Raw genomic sequence first — 18,556 nt, forward strand, 5'->3', positions numbered from 1 at the left:
GATGCCATCGCAGGCAAGCCAGCTCCCACAGGAAATCAGGTCTGCTTGATAGAAAGCACTCCAAATCCAGGCCCAAAAAAAACGCCAACCCGAGGGTTGGCGTTTTCATGCAGCGCTTAACGAATCACTGCGGCTTCTTGCGACCAAAACCTGGACGCTGGCCGGAACCGGCCGGTGCACCACGACGCTTGCCCGATGGCGCGTCATCGACCAGCTTCAGGCCCGGGCGCTTTTTCGGCGATGGCTTGGCTGGGCGTTTGGTGCTGGCGCTGTCGTCGGCACGGCCCGCAGCCGGAGCACCACGACCAGACTCGCCACGGTTACCGCGACCGCCGGCAGGTGCATCACCACGACCGGCTGGACGCGGTGCGCGCGGCGCACGTTCGCCATCCTGACGGGCCGGTGCCGAAGGACGACGCTCGCCTTCGATGTGCGGCTCGCGGGAGATGCGGCCGCCCGTGGCCGGTGCATCCAGCGCAGGGCGCAGGGTGCGGGCAACACGGTCGGTACGCGCCACCGGACGCGACGATTTACGCTGCATACGCTCAAGCTTGTCTTTGCTCTTGGCGTTCATCTGCGGCATGGCCACCGGCGTCAGGCCGACTTCGGCACTGAGGATGTCGACTTCGTACTGGCTCATTTCGCGCCAGCGGCCCATCGGCAGGTCGGAGTTGAGAAACACCGGGCCGAAACGCACGCGCTTCAGGCGGCTGACCACCAGGCCCTGGGATTCCCACAGGCGACGTACTTCACGGTTACGGCCTTCCATCACCACGCAGTGGTACCAATGGTTGAAGCCTTCGCCGCCTGGAGCCTGCTTGATGTCGGTGAACCTGGCCGGGCCGTCTTCCAGCACGACGCCGGCTTTCAAGCGCTCGATCATTTCGTCATCGACTTCACCACGCACACGTACCGCGTATTCACGGTCCATCTCGTAGGAAGGGTGCATCAGGCGGTTGGCCAACTCACCGTCGGTGGTGAACATCAGCAAGCCGGTGGTGTTGATGTCGAGACGACCGATGTTGATCCAGCGGCCTTCTTTGGGGCGCGGCATCTTGTCGAATACGGTTGGACGGCCTTCCGGGTCGTCACGGGTGCAGATTTCGCCATCAGGCTTGTTGTACATGATGACGCGGCGCACCGATTCGGCGGCCTCTTCACGCTTGATGACCTTGCCATCAATGGTGATGGCATCGTGCAGGTCGACGCGCTGGCCAAGGGTGGCTTCAACGCCGTTGACCTTGATGCGCTTCTGGGTGATCCAGGCTTCTACGTCGCGGCGCGAGCCTACGCCGATACGGGCGAGGACTTTCTGCAGTTTTTCGCCTGCGGGGCCGATTTCCTGGGTGTCGTTCTGGTCTTGGTCACTCATCTTAAGCACCTCCCGGTGTGTCGATTCAGGCTTGGCCTGAAGATAGTAAAAGCTGGGCTTTTGGCGAACGCATCGCCAAAGGGTCGCGAATCATACGCTCATGGCGCGCGTTGCGCATCAGAGACTAGTCGATAAGTGCAGGCTCATTTGCCTTTCCGCCGACCGGTGGCACCCAGCGCCAGCAGGCGCAGCTCGGCTTCGGCGAGTACCGTGCGCTTGTCGACCTTGTCGAGTTTCTTCCAGGCACGGATCTCGCGCTTGCTGCGCCCGCAGCCCACGCAGATATCGTCGGTGAATTTGCAGATGCTGATGCAGGGGTCTTTGGTGGAGCTCATTGAAATCCTCCCAGGCACTGGTTTTCTGTGGGAGCTGGCTTGCCTGCGATGGCATCACCTCGGTGTAGCAGAAAGACCGAGTCGCCTGCATCGCAGGCAAGCCAGCTCCCACATTTTGAAGCGGCGTCAGTCTTCGAATTGGCGGCGTTCGTTTTCGATGGCTTCGGCCAGGGCGCGGGCTTCGTCTTCTTCGTCGCTCAGCGGCGGTTGTTCGAGCGCTGCGACGGCGGCCAGCAGTTTGGCACGGGCTTCGGCGACGCCGAGGATGTCCTCCTCGGGCTCAGGCTCGGGCTCATCTTCAACTTCGACTGGCAGCTCAACCTCAACGTTCAGTTGCAACGCAGGCTCCTGCTCACCGTCACTGACCGCACCATCACGCAGCAAGTCATCGAAGTCGGTCTTGATGCCCTGCTCCATGTCATCCAGTTCCAGCAACAATGTGTGGAAACTGGTTTCTTCCTTCGGCTCTTCCGGCTCGGCGCTGGCGTCGGCCAGCTCCTGCAACCCGGCGGGCACCGGTGCGTCGTCGAAATCCAGGACCGGGTCCGGCTCCATCTCCCGCAGCTCGGCCAGCGGCGGCAAGTCGTCGAGGTTTTTCAGGTTGAAGTGGTCGAGGAACACCTTGGTAGTGGCAAACATCGCCGGCTTGCCGGGCACGTCGCGGTAGCCAACGATCCTGATCCACTCCCGCTCCAGCAACGTCTTGACGATATGGCTGTTGACCGCGACGCCGCGCACGTCTTCGATCTCGCCCCGGGTGATCGGCTGGCGATAGGCGATCAGCGCCATGGTTTCCAGCATCGCGCGGGAATAGCGCTGCGGGCGTTCTTCCCACAGGCGGCCGACCCACGGCGAAAACTTCTCGCGAATTTGCAGGCGATACCCGGAAGCCACTTCCCGCAGCTCGAAGGCACGGCCGTCGCAGGACTTGCGCAGAATCTCCAGGGCCTTCTTGAACACCGGCGGCTCAGGGCGTTCGGCTTCTTCAAACAGTTCGAACAGGCGCTCCAGGGATTGCGGCTTGCCCGAGGCCAGGAGAAAGGCTTCCAGCAGCGGAGCCAGTTCGCGGGGTTCAGTCAGATTCATCGATTCAGCTCTTTATTCGGCTCGCGCCCGCACGTGGATAGCCGCAAAAGGCTCATTCTGGACCAGCTCGACCAAGGATTCCTTGACCAGCTCAAGGATCGCCATAAAGGTCACGACTACCCCCAGGCGCCCTTCCTCCTTGGTAAACAGCTCGACAAACGGCACAAACCCGCCGCCCTTGAGGCGGTCCAGCACATCACTCATGCGCTCGCGGGTGGACAGTGCCTCGCGGCTGACCTGGTGGCTTTCAAACATATCGCCACGGCGCAGTACTTCGGCCATGGACATCAGCAACTCTTCCAGGCTCACGTCCGGCAGCAGCTTGCGCGCCCGGGCTTCCGGGGCGTCGAGCTTGGGCACCAGCACATCGCGGCCGACCCGGCTCAAACCGTCGATGCCTTCGGCCGCGGCCTTGAAGCGCTCGTACTCCTGCAGGCGGCGGATCAGTTCGGCGCGGGGGTCATCCTCTTCCGCCTCGATAGTCTCCGAGCGCGGCAGCAGCATGCGTGACTTGATCTCCGCGAGCATCGCGGCCATCACCAGGTATTCGGCGGCCAGTTCCAGGCGCACGGTCTGCATCAGTTCGACGTAGCCCATGTACTGGCGGGTGATTTCCGCCACCGGGATGTCGAGGATATTGATGTTCTGCTTGCGGATCAGGTACAGCAGCAAGTCCAGCGGACCTTCGAAGGCTTCGAGGAAGACTTCCAGCGCATCCGGCGGGATGTACAGGTCCAGCGGCATTTCCATGACGGCCTGGCCGTAGACCATGGCAAATGGCAGTTCCTGCTGGGCGCCCGCCTGGCTGTCGACGGTTTCCACGGCCGACATTCAGGCCTCGACCATGAACGGTGCCGGGTCGCCACACCCCACACGCACCACTTCCGGCTCGCCATCGGCCAGGTTGATCACGGTGGAGGCCTTGTTGCCGCCGTAGCCGCCGTCGATGATCAGGTCGACGTGTTTTTCCAGCAGCCGGCGCATTTCATAAGGGTCGTACAACGGCTCTTCTTCCCCCGGCAGGATCAGCGACACACTCATCAGCGGCTCACCGAGTTCGGCCAGCAGCGCCAGGGCGATCGGGTGTTCCGGCACCCGCAGGCCGATGGTGCGCTTCTTCGGGTGCAGCAGCAGGCGCGGCACTTCGCGGGTGGCGTTGAGGATGAAGGTGTAGGGCCCCGGCGTGTGGGCCTTGAGCAGGCGGAAGGTGCCGGTGTCGACCTTGGCGAACAGCCCCAGCTGGGACAGGTCGCTGCAAATCAGTGCGAAGTTGTGGTTCTTGTCCAGGTCACGCAGGCGTCTTACGCGCTCGACCGCATTCTTGTCGCCGATCTGGCAACCGATGGCGTAGGACGAATCCGTGGGGTAGATCACCACGCCACCGGCACGGATGATCTCCACGGCCTGTTTGATCAGGCGCGCCTGCGGGTTTTCCGGATGAATCTGGAAGAATTGACTCACGTGTTCTACCTGTTCAGACGGTGGCAATAATGGGGTCATGTTTGAAGCGACACCAAAGGGGCGGCAAATCTTCCGGGACGGCGCGGTACTCGCCAATCTCGGACCAGCCGCCGGGGCCATGAAAATCACTGCCGGCGCTGACCAGCAGACCAAATTCGCGGGCAAGAATCGCCAGGCTGCCTACCTGCTCGGCGGGTTGATGCCCGTTGACCACTTCGATTGCGTGGCCGCCCGCTCCAATATAGTCGCCAATCAGCTTGCGACGCTTGCTGCGGGTGAAATCGTAATGCCACGGATGCGCCAGGCTGACCCATGCACCTGCTGCCCGCAGTGTGCCAACGGTGTCTTCCAGGGTTGGCCAGTGTTGCTTGACGTCCCCCAGCTTGCCGGCACCCAGCCATTTGCGGAACGCTTCGGCGCGATCCTTTACAAAACCTTCACGCACCATCCAGTCGGCAAAGTGCGGGCGGGCCGGGGCGTTGCCGCTGTCACCCAGTTCCTGCTGGATGGCGCGGGCGCCTTCCAGGCCGTTGGGCATGCCCTTGAGGGCCAGCTTGCGGCTTATTTCTTCGGACCGCAGCCAGCGGCCATCGTGCAATTTGGCGATGGCCTCCACCAGCGGCGGCGCGTTGACGTCGAAACCGTAGCCCAATACGTGGATGGTTGCGCCGCCCCAGGTGCAGGACAATTCAACCCCGTTGACCAGTTGCATGCCCAACGCATGCGCCGCCTCGCGGGCCTCTGCCAGGCCTTCGAGGGTGTCGTGGTCGGTCAACGACAGGACTCGCACGCCTTTTTCAAACGCACGCGCAACCAGGACCGCGGGCGCCAGGGCGCCGTCGGAGGCTGTGCTATGGCAGTGCAAATCAACATTCACGGGAGTGTGTAACCTCAAGTCAGCTGGCGCTTTCGCTACCAAGGATGTTTGTTATTATGCCGCCACATCCAGCTTCTGGCTCTTACTGTGAAACAATTCATCGACTTCATCCCGCTGTTGCTGTTTTTCATCGTTTACAAAACCGACCCTCGCGTTATCGATCTTGCCGGCCACGAGCTGACTGTCGGCGGCATCTACAGCGCCACGGCGGTGCTGATCATCAGCTCCGTGGTGGTCTACGGCGCGCTCTTCATCTCCCAGCGCAAGCTGGAAAAAAGCCAATGGCTGACCCTGGTCGCCTGCCTTGTGTTCGGCAGCCTGACCCTGGCCTTCCACAGCGAAACCTTCCTTAAATGGAAAGCCCCGGTGGTCAACTGGCTGTTCGCCCTGGCCTTTATCGGCAGCCACTTCATCGGTGATCGCCTGCTGATCAAGCGGATCATGGGCCACGCGCTGACCTTGCCAGACCCGGTGTGGACCCGCCTGAACATCGCCTGGATCGTGTTTTTCCTGTTCTGCGGCGCTGCCAACCTGTTCGTCGCCTTTACCTTCCAGAGCTACTGGGTGGACTTCAAGGTGTTCGGCAGCCTGGGCATGACCGTGCTGTTCCTGGTCGGCCAGGGTATCTACCTGTCGCGCCACCTGCATGACACCGACCCTACCACGCCGAAAACCGAGGACTGACATGCTCTACGCCATCATTTCCACCGACGTCGCCAACTCCCTGGAAAAACGCCTGTCCGTACGCCCGGCCCACGTCGAGCGCCTGAAACAGCTGCAAGCCGAAGGCCGCCTGGTACTGGCCGGCCCGCATCCTGCGGTAGACAGCAACGACCCGGGAGACGCCGGTTTCATCGGTAGCCTGATCGTCGCCGAGTTCGCCTCCCTGGCGGCGGCACAAGCCTGGGCCGATGCTGATCCGTATGTAGCGGCCGGCGTGTACGCCCAGGTGCTGGTCAAACCGTTCAAGCAAGTCCTGCCTTGATTCGTTGCGCGCTGAACCAAATGGCTTCAGCGCACTCCTAAACGCTCATTATTCCCGGTAACCTGCCGACAACGTTCTGAATATTCGTGTGGAATCAGGAGTTCCGATGCGCTTACGTCAGTTGTGTCTGTTGGCAGTGTTAATGATCGGGGCTACGGCCCACGCTGAAGAAACCTCGAACACCGGCAGTTCCACGCCCCTGTCCTTGAGTGCCGGCAGCCAGATCACCGATTTGCAGCAACGTTTGAAAGAGAGCGAACGCCAGCGCGATGAGCTGAGCAAGCAATTGCAAAGTGCTGACGCCACGCGGGAAAGTACCCAACTGAGTAAACTGCGCCAGGAGAACCAACGCCTGGTCCAGCAACTCAAAGAAGCACAGGGCAGTGCCTTGCCACGCTGGCTTACCGAGCAACAACAATGGTTCGTGACCGGCGGGGCAGTCGCGCTGATCGCCCTGTTATGCGGGATCTTCGCCAGTGGCGGGCACCGGCGCCGTCGACAATGGCTAAATTGAGTGAGTCATGAGCGAGCTGTTACTGATAGATGATGACCAGGAGCTCTGTGAGCTGCTGACCAGTTGGTTGAGCCAGGAAGGTTTCCAGGTGCGCGCCTGCCATGACGGCTTGAGCGCCCGCAAGGCATTGGCCGAAGCCGCCCCGGCGGCCGTGGTGCTCGACGTGATGCTGCCCGACGGCAGCGGCCTGGAGCTGCTCAAGCAATTGCGCAGCGACCACCCGGAACTGCCGGTGCTGATGCTCTCGGCCAGGGGCGAACCCCTGGACCGGATCCTCGGCCTGGAACTGGGCGCCGACGACTACCTGGCCAAACCCTGCGATCCTCGTGAACTGACCGCGCGCCTGCGCGCCGTGCTGCGCCGCAGCCACCCGGCCGCCGTGTCCACTCAGTTGGAACTGGGCGACCTGTGCTTCAGCCCGGTGCGTGGCGTGGTCACTATCGATGAACAGGAATTTGCCCTGACCGTGTCCGAAAGCCGCCTGCTGGAAGCCTTGCTGCGCCAGCCCGGCGAGCCGCTGGACAAGCAGGAACTGGCGCAAATCGCCCTGGGCCGCAAGCTGACCCTGTATGACCGCAGCCTGGACATGCACGTCAGCAACCTGCGCAAGAAGATCGGCCCGCACCCGGATGGCCGGCCACGGATCGTGGCGCTGCGTAGCCGCGGCTATTACTACAGCCTCTAGCCCGCGTAGCAGCTGTCGAGCCTCGGCGAGGCTGCGACAGCATCTCCTCGGTACATGTGTCAGACCGCAGCGCCTGCCTCGCAGCCTCGCCAAGGCTCGACAGCTGCTACGGTCGCCAATAGTTTTGTCAGCCCCGCCCAAAATCCTCTTTACCCAAGCTTTACCGTCCCCTGACTGCCGCTGACCTTGATCTCCGTAATCTACTCACATCCGGACTCACCGGAATAGAGACAGGAGAATCACCATGCGCAAGACCCTTATCGCTTTGATGTTCGCTGCTGCCCTGCCAACCGTTGCCATGGCCGCTGCGCCAGAAGGCCCAGGCCCGATGGGCGGTCCTGAAGGCCACATGATGGGTGGCCCAGGTCACGGCGGTGAACACGGCATGCGGGGCAAAGGTGGCCCTTTCAGCCAGCTGGACCTGAGCCCTGAACAGCGCCAGCAGATCGGCAAGTTGATGGGCCAGCAATGGCACGCTCGCAAAGAGTTGGTGCGCAAGTACCTGGACAAACTGCCAGCCGCTGATCAGAAAGCCATGAAAGACGAAATGGCGGCCGCCAAGCAGAAAACCCAGACCGACATCCGTGCCGTGCTGAAACCCGATCAACAGAAGAAATTCGACGAGATCGTGAAGAAACAAGCCGAGCGCCGCGCCGAGTGGAAGGAATTCCAGGCCTGGAAAGCCCAGCAGCCGCAAAAAGCGCAATAATGATCTAGCTTCACTCCCAGCCCAGTGGCCACCGCCGCTGGGCTTTTCCTGTTTGAGGATTTCTTGTGCGTTCATTGTTCTGGCGCGTCCTTGCCAGCTTCTGGCTGGCCATCGCCCTGGTTGCCGGGTTGTCGATCCTGCTTGGGCATATGCTCAACCAGGACGCCTGGATTCTCAGCCGCCACCCTGGGCTCAATAACCTCGCGCAGGAATGGACGCAGCTTTACGAGGCCCAGGGCGAAGACGCCGCCCAGGAGCTGCTGCAGCAGCGCAAGCGTCAGTACCACATTGACGTGCAAGTGCTTAACGAAAGCGGCGAGCCTGTGGTGCGCGGCACCTTCCCGCGCCGCGCCGCCGCCCTCGAAGCCCGGCAAAACGACAGCCAGGACCGCCACCTGCCCTGGCGCCGGCTGACCGCCGAGTACACCAGCGAAAAAACCGGCGACACCTACCTGCTGATCTACCGCATTCCCCACCCGGAACTGGACGCCTGGCACCGCAGCAGCCTGCTCTGGCCGTTAAGTGCCCTGGCGATTGCGCTGGTGGTGCTGACCCTGTTCAGCTTGTTGGTGACGCTGTCCATCACCCGCCCCCTCAGCCGCCTGCGCGGCGCAGTGCACGACCTGGGCCAGACCACCTATCAGCAGAACAGCCTGGCGCGGCTGGCCAACCGTCGCGACGAATTCGGCGTACTGGCCACCGACTTCAACCGCATGGGCGCCCGCCTGCAAAGCCTGATCGGCAGCCAGCGCCAGTTGCTGCGGGATGTGTCCCATGAACTGCGCTCGCCCCTGGCCCGCCTGCGGATCGCCCTGGCCCTGGCAGAACGGGCCACGCCCGAAGCGCGGGAAAAACTCTGGCCGCGCCTGACCCGCGAATGCGACCGCCTGGAAGCGTTGATCAGCGAAATCCTGGTACTCGCCCGGGTGGACGCCGATAACGCCAGTGCCGAAGACATCGACCTCAACCCGTTGCTCCGGACCCTGCAAAAAGACGCCTTGCTCGGCGCGCCGGACCAACCCGTGCAGCTGGATGCCGAGGCCGGGCTGCACCTCAAGGGCTGGCCGACCATGATCGAACGCGCGGTGGATAACCTGCTGCGCAACGCCCAACGCTTCAACCCGCCCGGCCAACCGATTGAAATGGAAGCCAGACGCCAGGGCGAACGCATTGTGATCAGTGTGCGCGACCACGGCCCCGGCGTGGATGCCGAACACCTGAGCCAACTCGGCGAGCCGTTTTACCGCGCCCCGGGGCAAACCGCCCAGGGCCATGGCCTGGGCCTGGCCATTGCGCGGCGCGCCGCAGAGCGCCATGGCGGCAGCCTGATCCTGGCCAATCATCAAGGCGGCGGCTTTATCGCCAGCGTGGACCTGCCGCTGGAGCCGGGGGTTGTCATTCAACCCTGATGATCTTCTATGATGGTCCTTCTCATTAGGAGGGCCTTTGATGACTGATCTGCTCACCCCCATCCAGGAAGCACTCGATTTACCCGTCACCCCACTGGCCGTAACCGAGGTCGGCGCCCTGCCCTCGACCTTTGCCGTCACCGAACTGGCCAGCGCCAGCATCGGTGCCGCAGGCCAGGCGGTCGCCCAGTTGCTGTTGCAGCAAACCGGGCGCCAGCCCTCGGTGACCGTGGACCGGCGCCTCGCCTCGTTCTGGTTCTCCTCCTCGCTGCGCCCCGATGGCTGGACCACCCCGCCGCTGTGGGACCCGATTGCCGGCGACTACGCCTGCACCGATGGCTGGATTCGCCTGCACACCAATGCACCGCATCACCGTGCCGCCGCCGAGCGCGTACTCGGGCAGGTCGCTGACCGTGAAGCAATGGCCGCGAAGGTTGCGCCATGGACCGCTGCCGAGCTGGAACAGGCGATCGTCGAGGCGAACGGCTGTGCGGCGCAGATGCGCTCATGGCAAGACTGGCAAGTTCATCCACAAGGCTTGGCGGTCAATCAGGAACCGCTGGTCCATCGCCAGACCTTTGCAGCCCTCAGCGACAAACCCTGGCTGGGCTCGGTGGCAAGGCCGCTGGCGGGCATCAAGGTGCTGGACCTGACGCGCGTATTGGCCGGCCCCACCGCCAGCCGTTTTCTCGCAGGCCTCGGCGCCGATGTACTGCGCATCGATTCCCCTGAATGGAACGAACCCGGCGTGGTGCCGGAAATGACCCTGGGCAAACGTTGCGCCCGCCTGGACCTGAAAAACCCCGACGACCGCCTGATCTTCGAAAACCTGCTCAAGGACACCGACATTCTGCTGCACGGCTACCGCGCCGATGCACTGGAACAGCTGGGCTACGGTGAGGCTGCGCTGCAAGCCCTCGCGCCTGGCCTGATCGACGCCAGCCTCAACGCTTACGGCTGGAGCGGCCCGTGGCGCAATCGCCGGGGGTTCGACAGCCTGGTGCAGATGAGCACCGGGATTGCCGAGGCTGGCAGGCAGTGGAAAAACTCGGACAAACCGGTGCCGCTGCCGTTGCAGGCGCTCGACCACGCCACCGGGTATTTGATGGCGGCCAGTGCGATCCAGGCGTTGAGTGAACGATTGAAATCCGGCCGCGGCGGTTCGGCATTGTTGTCCCTCGCGCGCACGGCAAAGCTGTTGGTGGACGCAGGACAAGTCCCTGAACAACTACCGCTGCGGGCCGAAGAACCGGGTGATCAAGGCTTGGTGGTGGAGCAAACCGCCTGGGGCCCGGCCCACCGCTTGCTGCCCCCGGTGACCATCAGCGGGACACCGTTGCAGTGGGACTTGCCCGCAGGGGAATTGGGCTCACACCGCCCTCAGTGGTGACCGAAGATCCTGTGGCGAGGGAGCTTGCTCCCGCTGGACTGCGCAGCAGGCCCCAGCTTTTGGGTCAATGGGGCCGCTTCGCGCCCCAGCGGGAGCAAGCTCCCTCGCCACAGGTATGCAGAATCAATCCGCGCGGCTCAGTGATGTCCACAAATGCTGCGCCGCATAGGCTCTAAGCGGTCGCCAGGCCTCAGCCCGCGCCAGCAACTGGCGCGGGCTCACCGGCCCGCCTTCCAGCGCCACCAGCGCATTGATCAAACCGATATCCCCCGAGGCAAACGCATCCTGCTCGCGCATCTGGCGCATGGCGATGTACTGCGCCGTCCAGTCACCAATCCCGGGTAATGCGACCAACCGCGCCACACCTTCCTTCAGGTTCGCCTTCGCCTGGAAGATCTGCGGGTCATCCAGCAACGCCTGGGCCACGCCCGACAAGGTACGCCCGCGACTTTTCGGCATGCCGAGGGTTGCCAAATCTGCGGCTGCCAGCACCTCGGCCGAAGGAAACACATGGGTCACACCGGCATGGGGCGTCACCAGCGGCGTGCCGTACTGCGCCACCAGCTTGCCCGCCAGCTTGATCGCCGCCACCACGGTAATCTGCTGGCCCAACACCGCGCGGATCGCCAGCTCCAAACCATCCCAGGTTCCCGGCACCCGCAAGCCAGGACGCGCCGCCACCAAGCTCGCCATCAAGGGATCATTCGCCAATTGCCGGTTGATCCGCTTCGGGTCAGCCGACAGGTCAAACATGTCCCGTAACCGCCGCTCAATTTCCGGCAACGCTGCCGGGTCGGGGAAGCCCACCGTCACCTCAAGCCAATCCCCGGCCCCGGGCGACACACTGAGCCAACCCTGCTGACCGTCGACACTGATACTGCGCGAGTAAACGCCAGCGTCCACCGTCTCCATCCCGCTGATCGCCCGCGCCGACAAAAAGCCCAACATCGCCGCCCAGTCATACGGCGCCTGATACGCCAGCTGCATTCTCACAACGACAATACCCCGCTGTACAACCCATACGCCGCCAGGCTCGCCCCGGCGATCACGCAGGCGAAAATGCCTTTTTCCAGATGGGTAAACAAGGGTTGGCCCTGCTCGCGCTTGGCCAGGGCAAACAGGATCACGCCCGGTGCATACAGCAGCGCCGACAGCAGCAAGTACTTCAGGCCACCGGCGTAGAGCAGCCACACCGCATAGGCCAGGGCGATCAGGCTCACCAGCAGGTCCTTGGTGCGTTCGCCATGGGCGCCTTCGTAGGTTTCACCGCGGCCGCTCAACAGCACCGCATACGCCGCCGACCACAGATAGGGCACGAGGATCATCGACGACGCCAGGTAGATCAGGGTGGTGTAGGTACTTTCCGAAAACAGCGTGATCACCAGGAACAGCTGGATCATCACATTGGTCAGCCACAGCGCATTGACCGGCACCTGGTTGACGTTTTCCTTTTTCAGGAACGCCGGCATGGTCTTGTCATGGGCGGTGGCGTAGAGGATTTCGGCGCAGAGCAATGCCCACGACAGCAGCGCGCCCAACAGCGAAACCGCCAGGCCGATGCTGATCAACAGCGCGCCCCACGGGCCAACGATATGTTCCAGCACCCCGGCCAGGGACGGGTTTTGCAGGTTGGCCAGTTCCGGCTGGCTCATGATCCCGAGCGACAGCAGGTTGACCAATACCAGCAGCGCCAACACCCCCAGGAAACCGATGACCGTGGCCCGGCCCACGTCCGAGCGTTTCTCGGCCCGCGCCGAGTAGACACTGGCGCCCTCGATGCCGATAAACACAAACACCGTGACCAGCATCATGTTGCGCACCTGATCCACCACGCCGCCGAAATTCGGATTACTCAGGCCCCAGATATCCCGGGTAAAGATATCGGCCTTGAATGCCACGGCGGCGATCACGATAAACATCACCAACGGCACGATCTTGGCCACGGTGGTGATCTGGTTGATGAACGCCGCCTCCTTGATCCCGCGCATCACCAAAAAATGCACCGCCCACAGCAACACCGACGCGCAGCCAATCGCCACCGGGGTATTGCCCTGGCCGAACACCGGAAAAAAGTAGCCGAGGGTACTGAATAGCAACACGAAGTAACCGACGTTGCCCATCCAGGCACTGATCCAGTAGCCCCAGGCCGACGAGAAACCCATGTAGTCGCCGAACCCGGCCTTGGCGTACGCGTATACGCCGGAATCCAGTTCAGGCTTGCGGTTGGCCAGGGTCTGGAACACAAAGGCCAGGGTCAGCATGCCCACGGCGGTAATGCCCCAGCCAATCAACACCGCGCCTACCTCGGCCCGCGCCGCCATGTTCTGCGGCAACGAGAAAATCCCGCCGCCGATCATCGAGCCCACCACCAGGGCGACCAAGGCATTGAGGCGCAGCTTTTCCGAGGATTGGGACATGAATACTCCTGAACAAAACAACCATTGAGCCAACAACTGTGCACTCAACTAATTTATTAAGCCGGCGCGGCGTTTATTAGATATAGCCAATAAAGGCGCCTGCTTCATAACTTAAAGGCATGACAATAAACAGCGTTAAGGCAAATTTATAATTTAAATAACGCTGCGCTGTAAAGGTTTGCATATCTGTAAATACGGGCTAGCTTCAAAGGTCCATGCTAATGAGAAAACCTGTTGTTTGAAACGCAGAACCGCTCTACGACGAGCCTCTGCGAGGCACTTGAGCGCCCGTACCTTTCATCATAAGTCATTAATTCACAATGGAATGTGCCAATGAAGTGATCTGAGTCAGCTGTTTGATTAGCGCACGGATTTATTCTGTGGTCTCTCTTCTCCTGCATTGGAGTCATGCGATGTCTGAATCTCCCGGAAAACTTCGACTCGGCGCACTGGTTGCACTTGTCGTGGGTTCAATGATTGGTGGCGGGATCTTCTCACTGCCGCAAAACATGGCGGCCAGCGCCGATGTCGGCGCGGTACTGATTGGTTGGGTGATCACCGCCGTGGGCATGTTGACCCTGGCGTTCGTGTTCCAGACCCTGGCCAATCGCAAGCCCGACCTCGACGGCGGGGTCTATGCCTACGCCAAGGCCGGGTTTGGCGACTACATGGGTTTCTCATCCGCCTGGGGTTACTGGATCAGTGCCTGGTTGGGCAACGTCGGCTATTTCGTGCTGCTGTTCAGCACCCTCGGTTACTTCTTCCCCATCTTCGGCGAAGGCAACACCCCGGCGGCGGTGATCGGCGCGTCGGTGCTGCTGTGGGCCGTGCACTTCCTGGTACTGCGCGGGATCAAGGAAGCCGCGTTCATCAACCTGGTGACCACCATCGCCAAAGTGGTGCCACTGGTGCTGTTTGTGTTGATCGCGCTCTTCGCGTTCAAGCTGGACATCTTCACCGCCGACATCTGGGGCGTGAAAAACCCGGACCTGGGCAGCGTGATGAACCAGGTGCGCAACATGATGCTGGTCACCGTCTGGGTGTTCATCGGCATTGAGGGCGCAAGCATCTTCTCGTCCCGCGCCGAAAAACGCTCCGACGTCGGCAAGGCCACGGTGATTGGTTTTATCACCGTGCTGCTGTTCCTGATGCTGGTGAACGTGCTGTCCCTGGGGATCATGACCCAACCGGAACTGGCCAAGCTGCAAAACCCGTCGATGGCCGCCGTGCTGGAGCACGTGGTGGGTCACTGGGGCGCGGTATTGATCAGCGTCGGCTTGATCATTTCCTTGCTGGGGGCGCTGCTGTCGTGGGTGCTGCTGTGTGCGGAGATCATGTTCGCCGCCGCCAAGGACCACACCATGCCGGAGTTCCTGCGTAAGGAAAACGCCAACCACGTGCCGGCCAACGCCCTGTGGCTGACCAACGCCATGGTGCAGATTTTCCTGGTGATCACGCTGTTCTCGGCCAGCACTTACCTGTCGCTGATCTACCTCGCCACCTCGATGATCCTGGTGCCTTACCTGTGGTCGGCGGCCTATGCACTGCTGCTGGCGGTGCGCGGTGAAACCTATGAAAGCGCCCCGGGCGAACGCAGGAAAGACCTGCTGATCGGCGCCATCGCGTTGATCTACGCGGTCTGGCTGCTGTACGCCGGTGGCACCAAGTACCTGTTGCTGTCCGCCCTGCTCTACGCCCCTGGCGTGATCCTGTTCGCCATGGCCAAGCATGAACTGGGCAAACCGATTTTCACCAACGTCGAGAAGCTGATTTTCGCCGCAGTCGTCATAGGCGCCCTCGTGGCGGGCTATGGCCTCTACTCCGGCTTCCTGACCCTGTAATCATTGTTCACTGGAGGATCTGTAATGACCACGGAAAAAGTGAAGTACGGCGTACATTCCGAAGCCGGCAAACTGCGCAAAGTCATGGTGTGCTCCCCAGGTTTGGCCCACCAGCGGCTGACCCCAAACAACTGCGATGAACTGCTGTTCGATGACGTGCTGTGGGTAGCCCAGGCCAAGCGCGACCACTTCGACTTCGTGACCAAGATGCGCGAGCGCGACATCGATGTGCTGGAAATGCACAACCTGCTGACCGACATCGTCGCCATCCCCGAAGCGCTGGACTGGATCCTGGAGCGCAAGATCACCGCCAACCAGGTGGGCCTGGGGCTGGTCAATGAGGTCAGCTCGTGGCTGCGCAGCCTGGAGCCGCGCAAGGTCGCCGAGTACCTGATCGGTGGCGTGTCGGCCGATGACCTGCCGAGCAGTTTCGGTGGCAAGACCATCGAGATGTTCCGCGATTTCCTCGGCCACTCAAGCTTCATCCTGCCGCCGCTGCCCAACACCCAGTTCACCCGCGACACCACCTGCTGGATCTACGGTGGCGTGACGCTGAACCCGATGTACTGGCCGGCGCGACGCCAGGAAACCCTGCTGGCCAGCGCCATCTACAAATTCCACCCCGAGTTCACCAACGCGGACTTCCAGGTGTGGTACGGCGACCCTGACCAGGAACACGGCAACGCCACCCTGGAAGGCGGCGACGTGATGCCGATTGGTAACGGCGTGGTGTTGATCGGCATGGGCGAGCGTTCCTCGCGCCAGGCCATCGGCCAACTCGCCCTGAACCTGTTCAAGCACAAGGCCGTGGAGCGTGTGATCGTCGCCGGCCTGCCGAAATCCCGCGCGGCGATGCACCTCGACACCGTGTTCAGCTTCTGCGACCGCGACCTGGTCACGATCTTCCCGGAGGTGGTCAACCAGATCGTCGCCTTCACCCTGCGCCCGGACGAGACCAAGCCCGGCGGCATCGACATCCAGCGCGAAAAAACCAACTTCCTCGACACCGTCGCCGCCGCCCTGAACCTCAAGGCCCTGCGTGTGGTGGAAACCGGCGGCAACAGCTTCGCCGCCGAGCGCGAGCAGTGGGATGACGGCAACAACGTAGTGGCCGTGGAGCCTGGCGTGGTGATCGGTTACGACCGCAACACCTACACCAACACCTTGCTGCGCAAGGCCGGTGTGGAAGTCATCACCATCAGCGCCGGTGAACTCGGCCGTGGCCGTGGCGGCGGCCACTGCATGACCTGCCCGATCATTCGCGACCCAATCGACTACTGATATTCAAACCCTGGCCGCCGCTCATAAGGCGCCGGCCAGGGGGATAACCTAAACAGAAGGAGATCCACCATGGCTTTTAATATGCGCAACCGCAGCCTGCTGTCGCTGATGCACCACACCACCCGCGAGCTGCACTACCTGCTGGACCTGTCCCGCGACCTCAAGCGCGCCAAATACACCGGCACCGAGCGTCCGCACCTGAAGGGCAAAAACATCGCGCTGATCTTCGAAAAAACCTCGACCCGCACCCGTTGCGCGTTCGAAGTGGCGGCCCATGACCAGGGTGCCCACGTCACCTACATCGACCCGGTGTCGTCGCAGATCGGCCACAAGGAAAGCATGAAGGACACCGCCCGCGTCCTCGGCCGGATGTTCGATGCCATCGAGTACCGTGGCTTTGAACAGGAAATCGTCGAAGAACTGGCCAAGTTCGCCGGTGTGCCGGTGTTCAACGGCCTGACCGCTGAATTCCACCCCACCCAGATGATCGCCGACACCCTGACCATGCGCGAGCACAGCGACAAGCCGCTGCATGACATCAGCTACGCCTACCTGGGCGACGCGCGCTACAACATGGGCAACTCGCTGCTGATGATTGGCGCCAAGCTGGGCATGGACGTGCGCATCGGCGCACCGAAAGCCCTGTGGCCCCATGCTGATTTCATCAAGCAGTGCCAGGCATTTGCCGAGGAAAGCGGCGCGCGCATCACCATCACCGAAGACCCGAAGGAAGCGGTGAAAGGCGTGGACTTCATCCACACCGATATCTGGGTGTCCATGGGCGAACCGGTGGAAGCGTGGGACGAGCGCATCGAGCAACTGCTGCCGTACCAGGTCAACGCCAAGATGATGAAGGCCTCGGGCAACCCACGGGTGAAATTCATGCACTGCCTGCCGGCGTTCCACAACAGCGAGACCAAGGTCGGCAAGGACATCGCCGCGCGTTATCCGAACCTGGCCAATGGCGTGGAAGTGACCGAAGAAGTGTTTGAGTCCCCGGCCAACATTGCCTTTGAACAGGCGGAAAACCGCATGCACACCATCAAGGCGATCCTGGTGTCGGCGCTGGCGGATATCTAAACCAATACCGCTCCCACTTTTGATACGCGGTCCAAAATGTGGGAGCGGGCTTGCTCGCGAAGGCGGCGTGCCAGTCGCTATATTTTTCACCGACACACCGCTTTCGCGAGCAAGCCCGCTCCCACATTTGGCCCGGTGTTCACAACGCTGGATTCTGGAAGGACAACCTTATATGCGTATCGTCGTTGCACTGGGCGGCAACGCCCTTCTGCGCCGTGGTGAACCCATGACCGCAGACAATCAACGGGCCAATATCCGTATCGCCACCAAACAGATCGCCAAGATCCACAAAGGCAACGAGCTGGTGATTGCCCACGGCAATGGCCCGCAAGTGGGCCTGCTGTCGCTGCAGGCTGCCGCCTACACCCAGGTTTCACCTTACCCGCTGGATGTGTTGGGAGCCGAAACCGAAGGCATGATCGGCTACATCATCGAACAGGAACTGGGCAACCTGCTGGACTTCGAAGTGCCGTTCGCCACGCTGCTGACCCAGGTCGAAGTCGACGCCAAGGACCCGGCCTTCCAGAACCCGACCAAACCCATCGGCCCGGTGTACTCCAAAGCCGAAGCGGAAAAACTCGCCGCTGAAAAAGGCTGGGCGATTGCCCCCGATGGCGACAAGTATCGCCGCGTAGTGGCCAGCCCACGGCCAAAGCGGATCTTTGAAATCCGCCCGATCCAGTGGTTGCTGGAAAAAGGCAGCATCGTGATCTGCGCCGGCGGCGGCGGGATTCCGACGATGTATGGCGAAGACGGCAAGCTCAAGGGCATTGAAGCCGTGATCGACAAAGACCTGTGCTCCTCGTTGCTGGCCGGGCAACTGGACGCCGATTTGCTGGTGATCGCCACCGACGTCAATGCGGCATTTATCGACTTCGGCAAACCCACCCAGAAAGCCATCGGCCAGGCGCACCCGGACGAAATCGAAAAGCTCGGCTTCGCTGCCGGCTCCATGGGGCCCAAGGTACAGGCCGCCTGCGAGTTCGCCCGCCAGACTGGAAAAACCGCAGTGATCGGTTCACTCTCGGACATCGAAGCGATCGTCCAGGGCAGCGCCGGCACCCGCATCAGTACCGCAAAACCTGGCATCACCTACCTGTGAAGTAGAGGAGAA

General features: G+C 61.9%; 19 protein-coding genes. 11 read left to right on the forward strand and 8 right to left on the reverse strand.

The features are described 5' to 3' along the window. Positions 1–124: 124 nt before the first annotated feature. The 6 genes from rluB to QF039_RS21630 all read right to left on the reverse strand — a co-directional run bounded on the left by rluB (position 125) and on the right by QF039_RS21630 (position 5,131). Complete coding sequence (gene rluB, locus QF039_RS21605; protein ID WP_177020975.1) at positions 125–1,372, reverse strand: 23S rRNA pseudouridine(2605) synthase RluB; 1,248 nt, start codon at positions 1,370–1,372, stop codon at positions 125–127. 143 nt (positions 1,373–1,515) lie between these two features. Continuing rightward, positions 1,516–1,707, reverse strand: a complete 192-nt coding sequence (locus QF039_RS21610) for a DUF1289 domain-containing protein (protein ID WP_003220079.1) — start codon at positions 1,705–1,707, stop codon at positions 1,516–1,518. A 126-nt stretch (positions 1,708–1,833) separates the two neighbouring features. Then, positions 1,834–2,793 (reverse strand): SMC-Scp complex subunit ScpB, encoded by a 960-nt coding sequence (scpB, locus tag QF039_RS21615; protein WP_307520604.1) that lies wholly within the window; start codon positions 2,791–2,793, stop codon positions 1,834–1,836. A 12-nt stretch (positions 2,794–2,805) separates the two neighbouring features. Next, a complete protein-coding gene (locus QF039_RS21620) occupies positions 2,806–3,504 on the reverse strand; it encodes a ScpA family protein (RefSeq protein ID WP_177021748.1) in 699 nt (232 codons plus the stop codon). Between the two features lie 120 nt (positions 3,505–3,624). Further along, positions 3,625–4,254 carry an L-threonylcarbamoyladenylate synthase gene (locus QF039_RS21625; protein WP_003220075.1) on the reverse strand — a complete coding sequence of 210 codons (630 nt, stop codon included), beginning with the start codon at positions 4,252–4,254 and terminating at the stop codon, positions 3,625–3,627. A 13-nt stretch (positions 4,255–4,267) separates the two neighbouring features. After that, complete coding sequence (locus tag QF039_RS21630; RefSeq protein WP_003220073.1) at positions 4,268–5,131, reverse strand: PHP domain-containing protein; 864 nt, start codon at positions 5,129–5,131, stop codon at positions 4,268–4,270. Between the two features lie 87 nt (positions 5,132–5,218). Between QF039_RS21630 and QF039_RS21635 the strand changes: the two genes are divergently transcribed. From QF039_RS21635 to QF039_RS21665, 7 genes are all read left to right on the forward strand, one after another. Then, positions 5,219–5,815 carry a septation protein A gene (locus tag QF039_RS21635; RefSeq protein ID WP_102369772.1) on the forward strand — a complete coding sequence of 199 codons (597 nt, stop codon included), beginning with the start codon at positions 5,219–5,221 and terminating at the stop codon, positions 5,813–5,815. 1 nt (position 5,816) lies between these two features. After that, the gene (locus QF039_RS21640; RefSeq protein WP_087692655.1) at positions 5,817–6,116 is read left to right on the forward strand and encodes a YciI family protein; all 300 of its coding nucleotides are present in this window, start codon (positions 5,817–5,819) and stop codon (positions 6,114–6,116) included. A 106-nt stretch (positions 6,117–6,222) separates the two neighbouring features. Continuing rightward, a complete protein-coding gene (locus QF039_RS21645) occupies positions 6,223–6,630 on the forward strand; it encodes a hypothetical protein (protein WP_003220067.1) in 408 nt (135 codons plus the stop codon). Positions 6,631–6,637: 7 nt separating this feature from the next. Then, positions 6,638–7,315, forward strand: coding sequence for a response regulator transcription factor (locus QF039_RS21650; protein ID WP_003220065.1), 678 nt, complete (start codon positions 6,638–6,640; stop codon positions 7,313–7,315). A 244-nt stretch (positions 7,316–7,559) separates the two neighbouring features. Further along, positions 7,560–8,024 (forward strand): Spy/CpxP family protein refolding chaperone, encoded by a 465-nt coding sequence (locus tag QF039_RS21655; RefSeq protein ID WP_087692654.1) that lies wholly within the window; start codon positions 7,560–7,562, stop codon positions 8,022–8,024. A 65-nt stretch (positions 8,025–8,089) separates the two neighbouring features. Next, positions 8,090–9,433 (forward strand): cell wall metabolism sensor histidine kinase WalK, encoded by a 1,344-nt coding sequence (locus QF039_RS21660; RefSeq protein WP_003220063.1) that lies wholly within the window; start codon positions 8,090–8,092, stop codon positions 9,431–9,433. A gap of 40 nt (positions 9,434–9,473) precedes the next feature. Further along, complete coding sequence (locus tag QF039_RS21665) at positions 9,474–10,823, forward strand: CoA transferase (RefSeq protein ID WP_307520612.1); 1,350 nt, start codon at positions 9,474–9,476, stop codon at positions 10,821–10,823. Positions 10,824–10,946: 123 nt separating this feature from the next. Here the strand turns inward: QF039_RS21665 and QF039_RS21670 are convergent, their stop codons facing one another. Both QF039_RS21670 and arcD (QF039_RS21675) read right to left on the reverse strand, forming a co-directional pair. Beyond that, entirely contained in the window at positions 10,947–11,810 is an 864-nt protein-coding gene (locus QF039_RS21670) for a DNA-3-methyladenine glycosylase (protein WP_307523014.1), read from the reverse strand. Positions 11,811–11,812: 2 nt separating this feature from the next. Continuing rightward, on the reverse strand, positions 11,813–13,240 hold the full coding sequence (gene arcD, locus QF039_RS21675) for an arginine-ornithine antiporter (RefSeq protein WP_307520614.1): 1,428 nt from the start codon (positions 13,238–13,240) through the stop codon (positions 11,813–11,815). A gap of 413 nt (positions 13,241–13,653) precedes the next feature. Here arcD (QF039_RS21675) and arcD (QF039_RS21680) point away from each other — a divergent pair, with 413 nt between their 5' ends. From arcD (QF039_RS21680) to arcC, 4 genes are all read left to right on the forward strand, one after another. Then, the gene (gene arcD, locus QF039_RS21680; RefSeq protein ID WP_003220056.1) at positions 13,654–15,081 is read left to right on the forward strand and encodes an arginine-ornithine antiporter; all 1,428 of its coding nucleotides are present in this window, start codon (positions 13,654–13,656) and stop codon (positions 15,079–15,081) included. Positions 15,082–15,105: 24 nt separating this feature from the next. After that, positions 15,106–16,362, forward strand: coding sequence for an arginine deiminase (arcA, locus tag QF039_RS21685; protein WP_003220054.1), 1,257 nt, complete (start codon positions 15,106–15,108; stop codon positions 16,360–16,362). A 69-nt stretch (positions 16,363–16,431) separates the two neighbouring features. After that, the gene (locus QF039_RS21690; RefSeq protein ID WP_003220053.1) at positions 16,432–17,442 is read left to right on the forward strand and encodes an ornithine carbamoyltransferase; all 1,011 of its coding nucleotides are present in this window, start codon (positions 16,432–16,434) and stop codon (positions 17,440–17,442) included. A gap of 172 nt (positions 17,443–17,614) precedes the next feature. Then, entirely contained in the window at positions 17,615–18,544 is a 930-nt protein-coding gene (gene arcC / locus QF039_RS21695; protein ID WP_307520617.1) for a carbamate kinase, read from the forward strand. Positions 18,545–18,556 lie beyond the last annotated feature (12 nt).

Origin of the sequence: Pseudomonas sp. W2I6 (genome assembly GCF_030815935.1) — a bacterium.
Taxonomy (GTDB): domain Bacteria; phylum Pseudomonadota; class Gammaproteobacteria; order Pseudomonadales; family Pseudomonadaceae; genus Aquipseudomonas.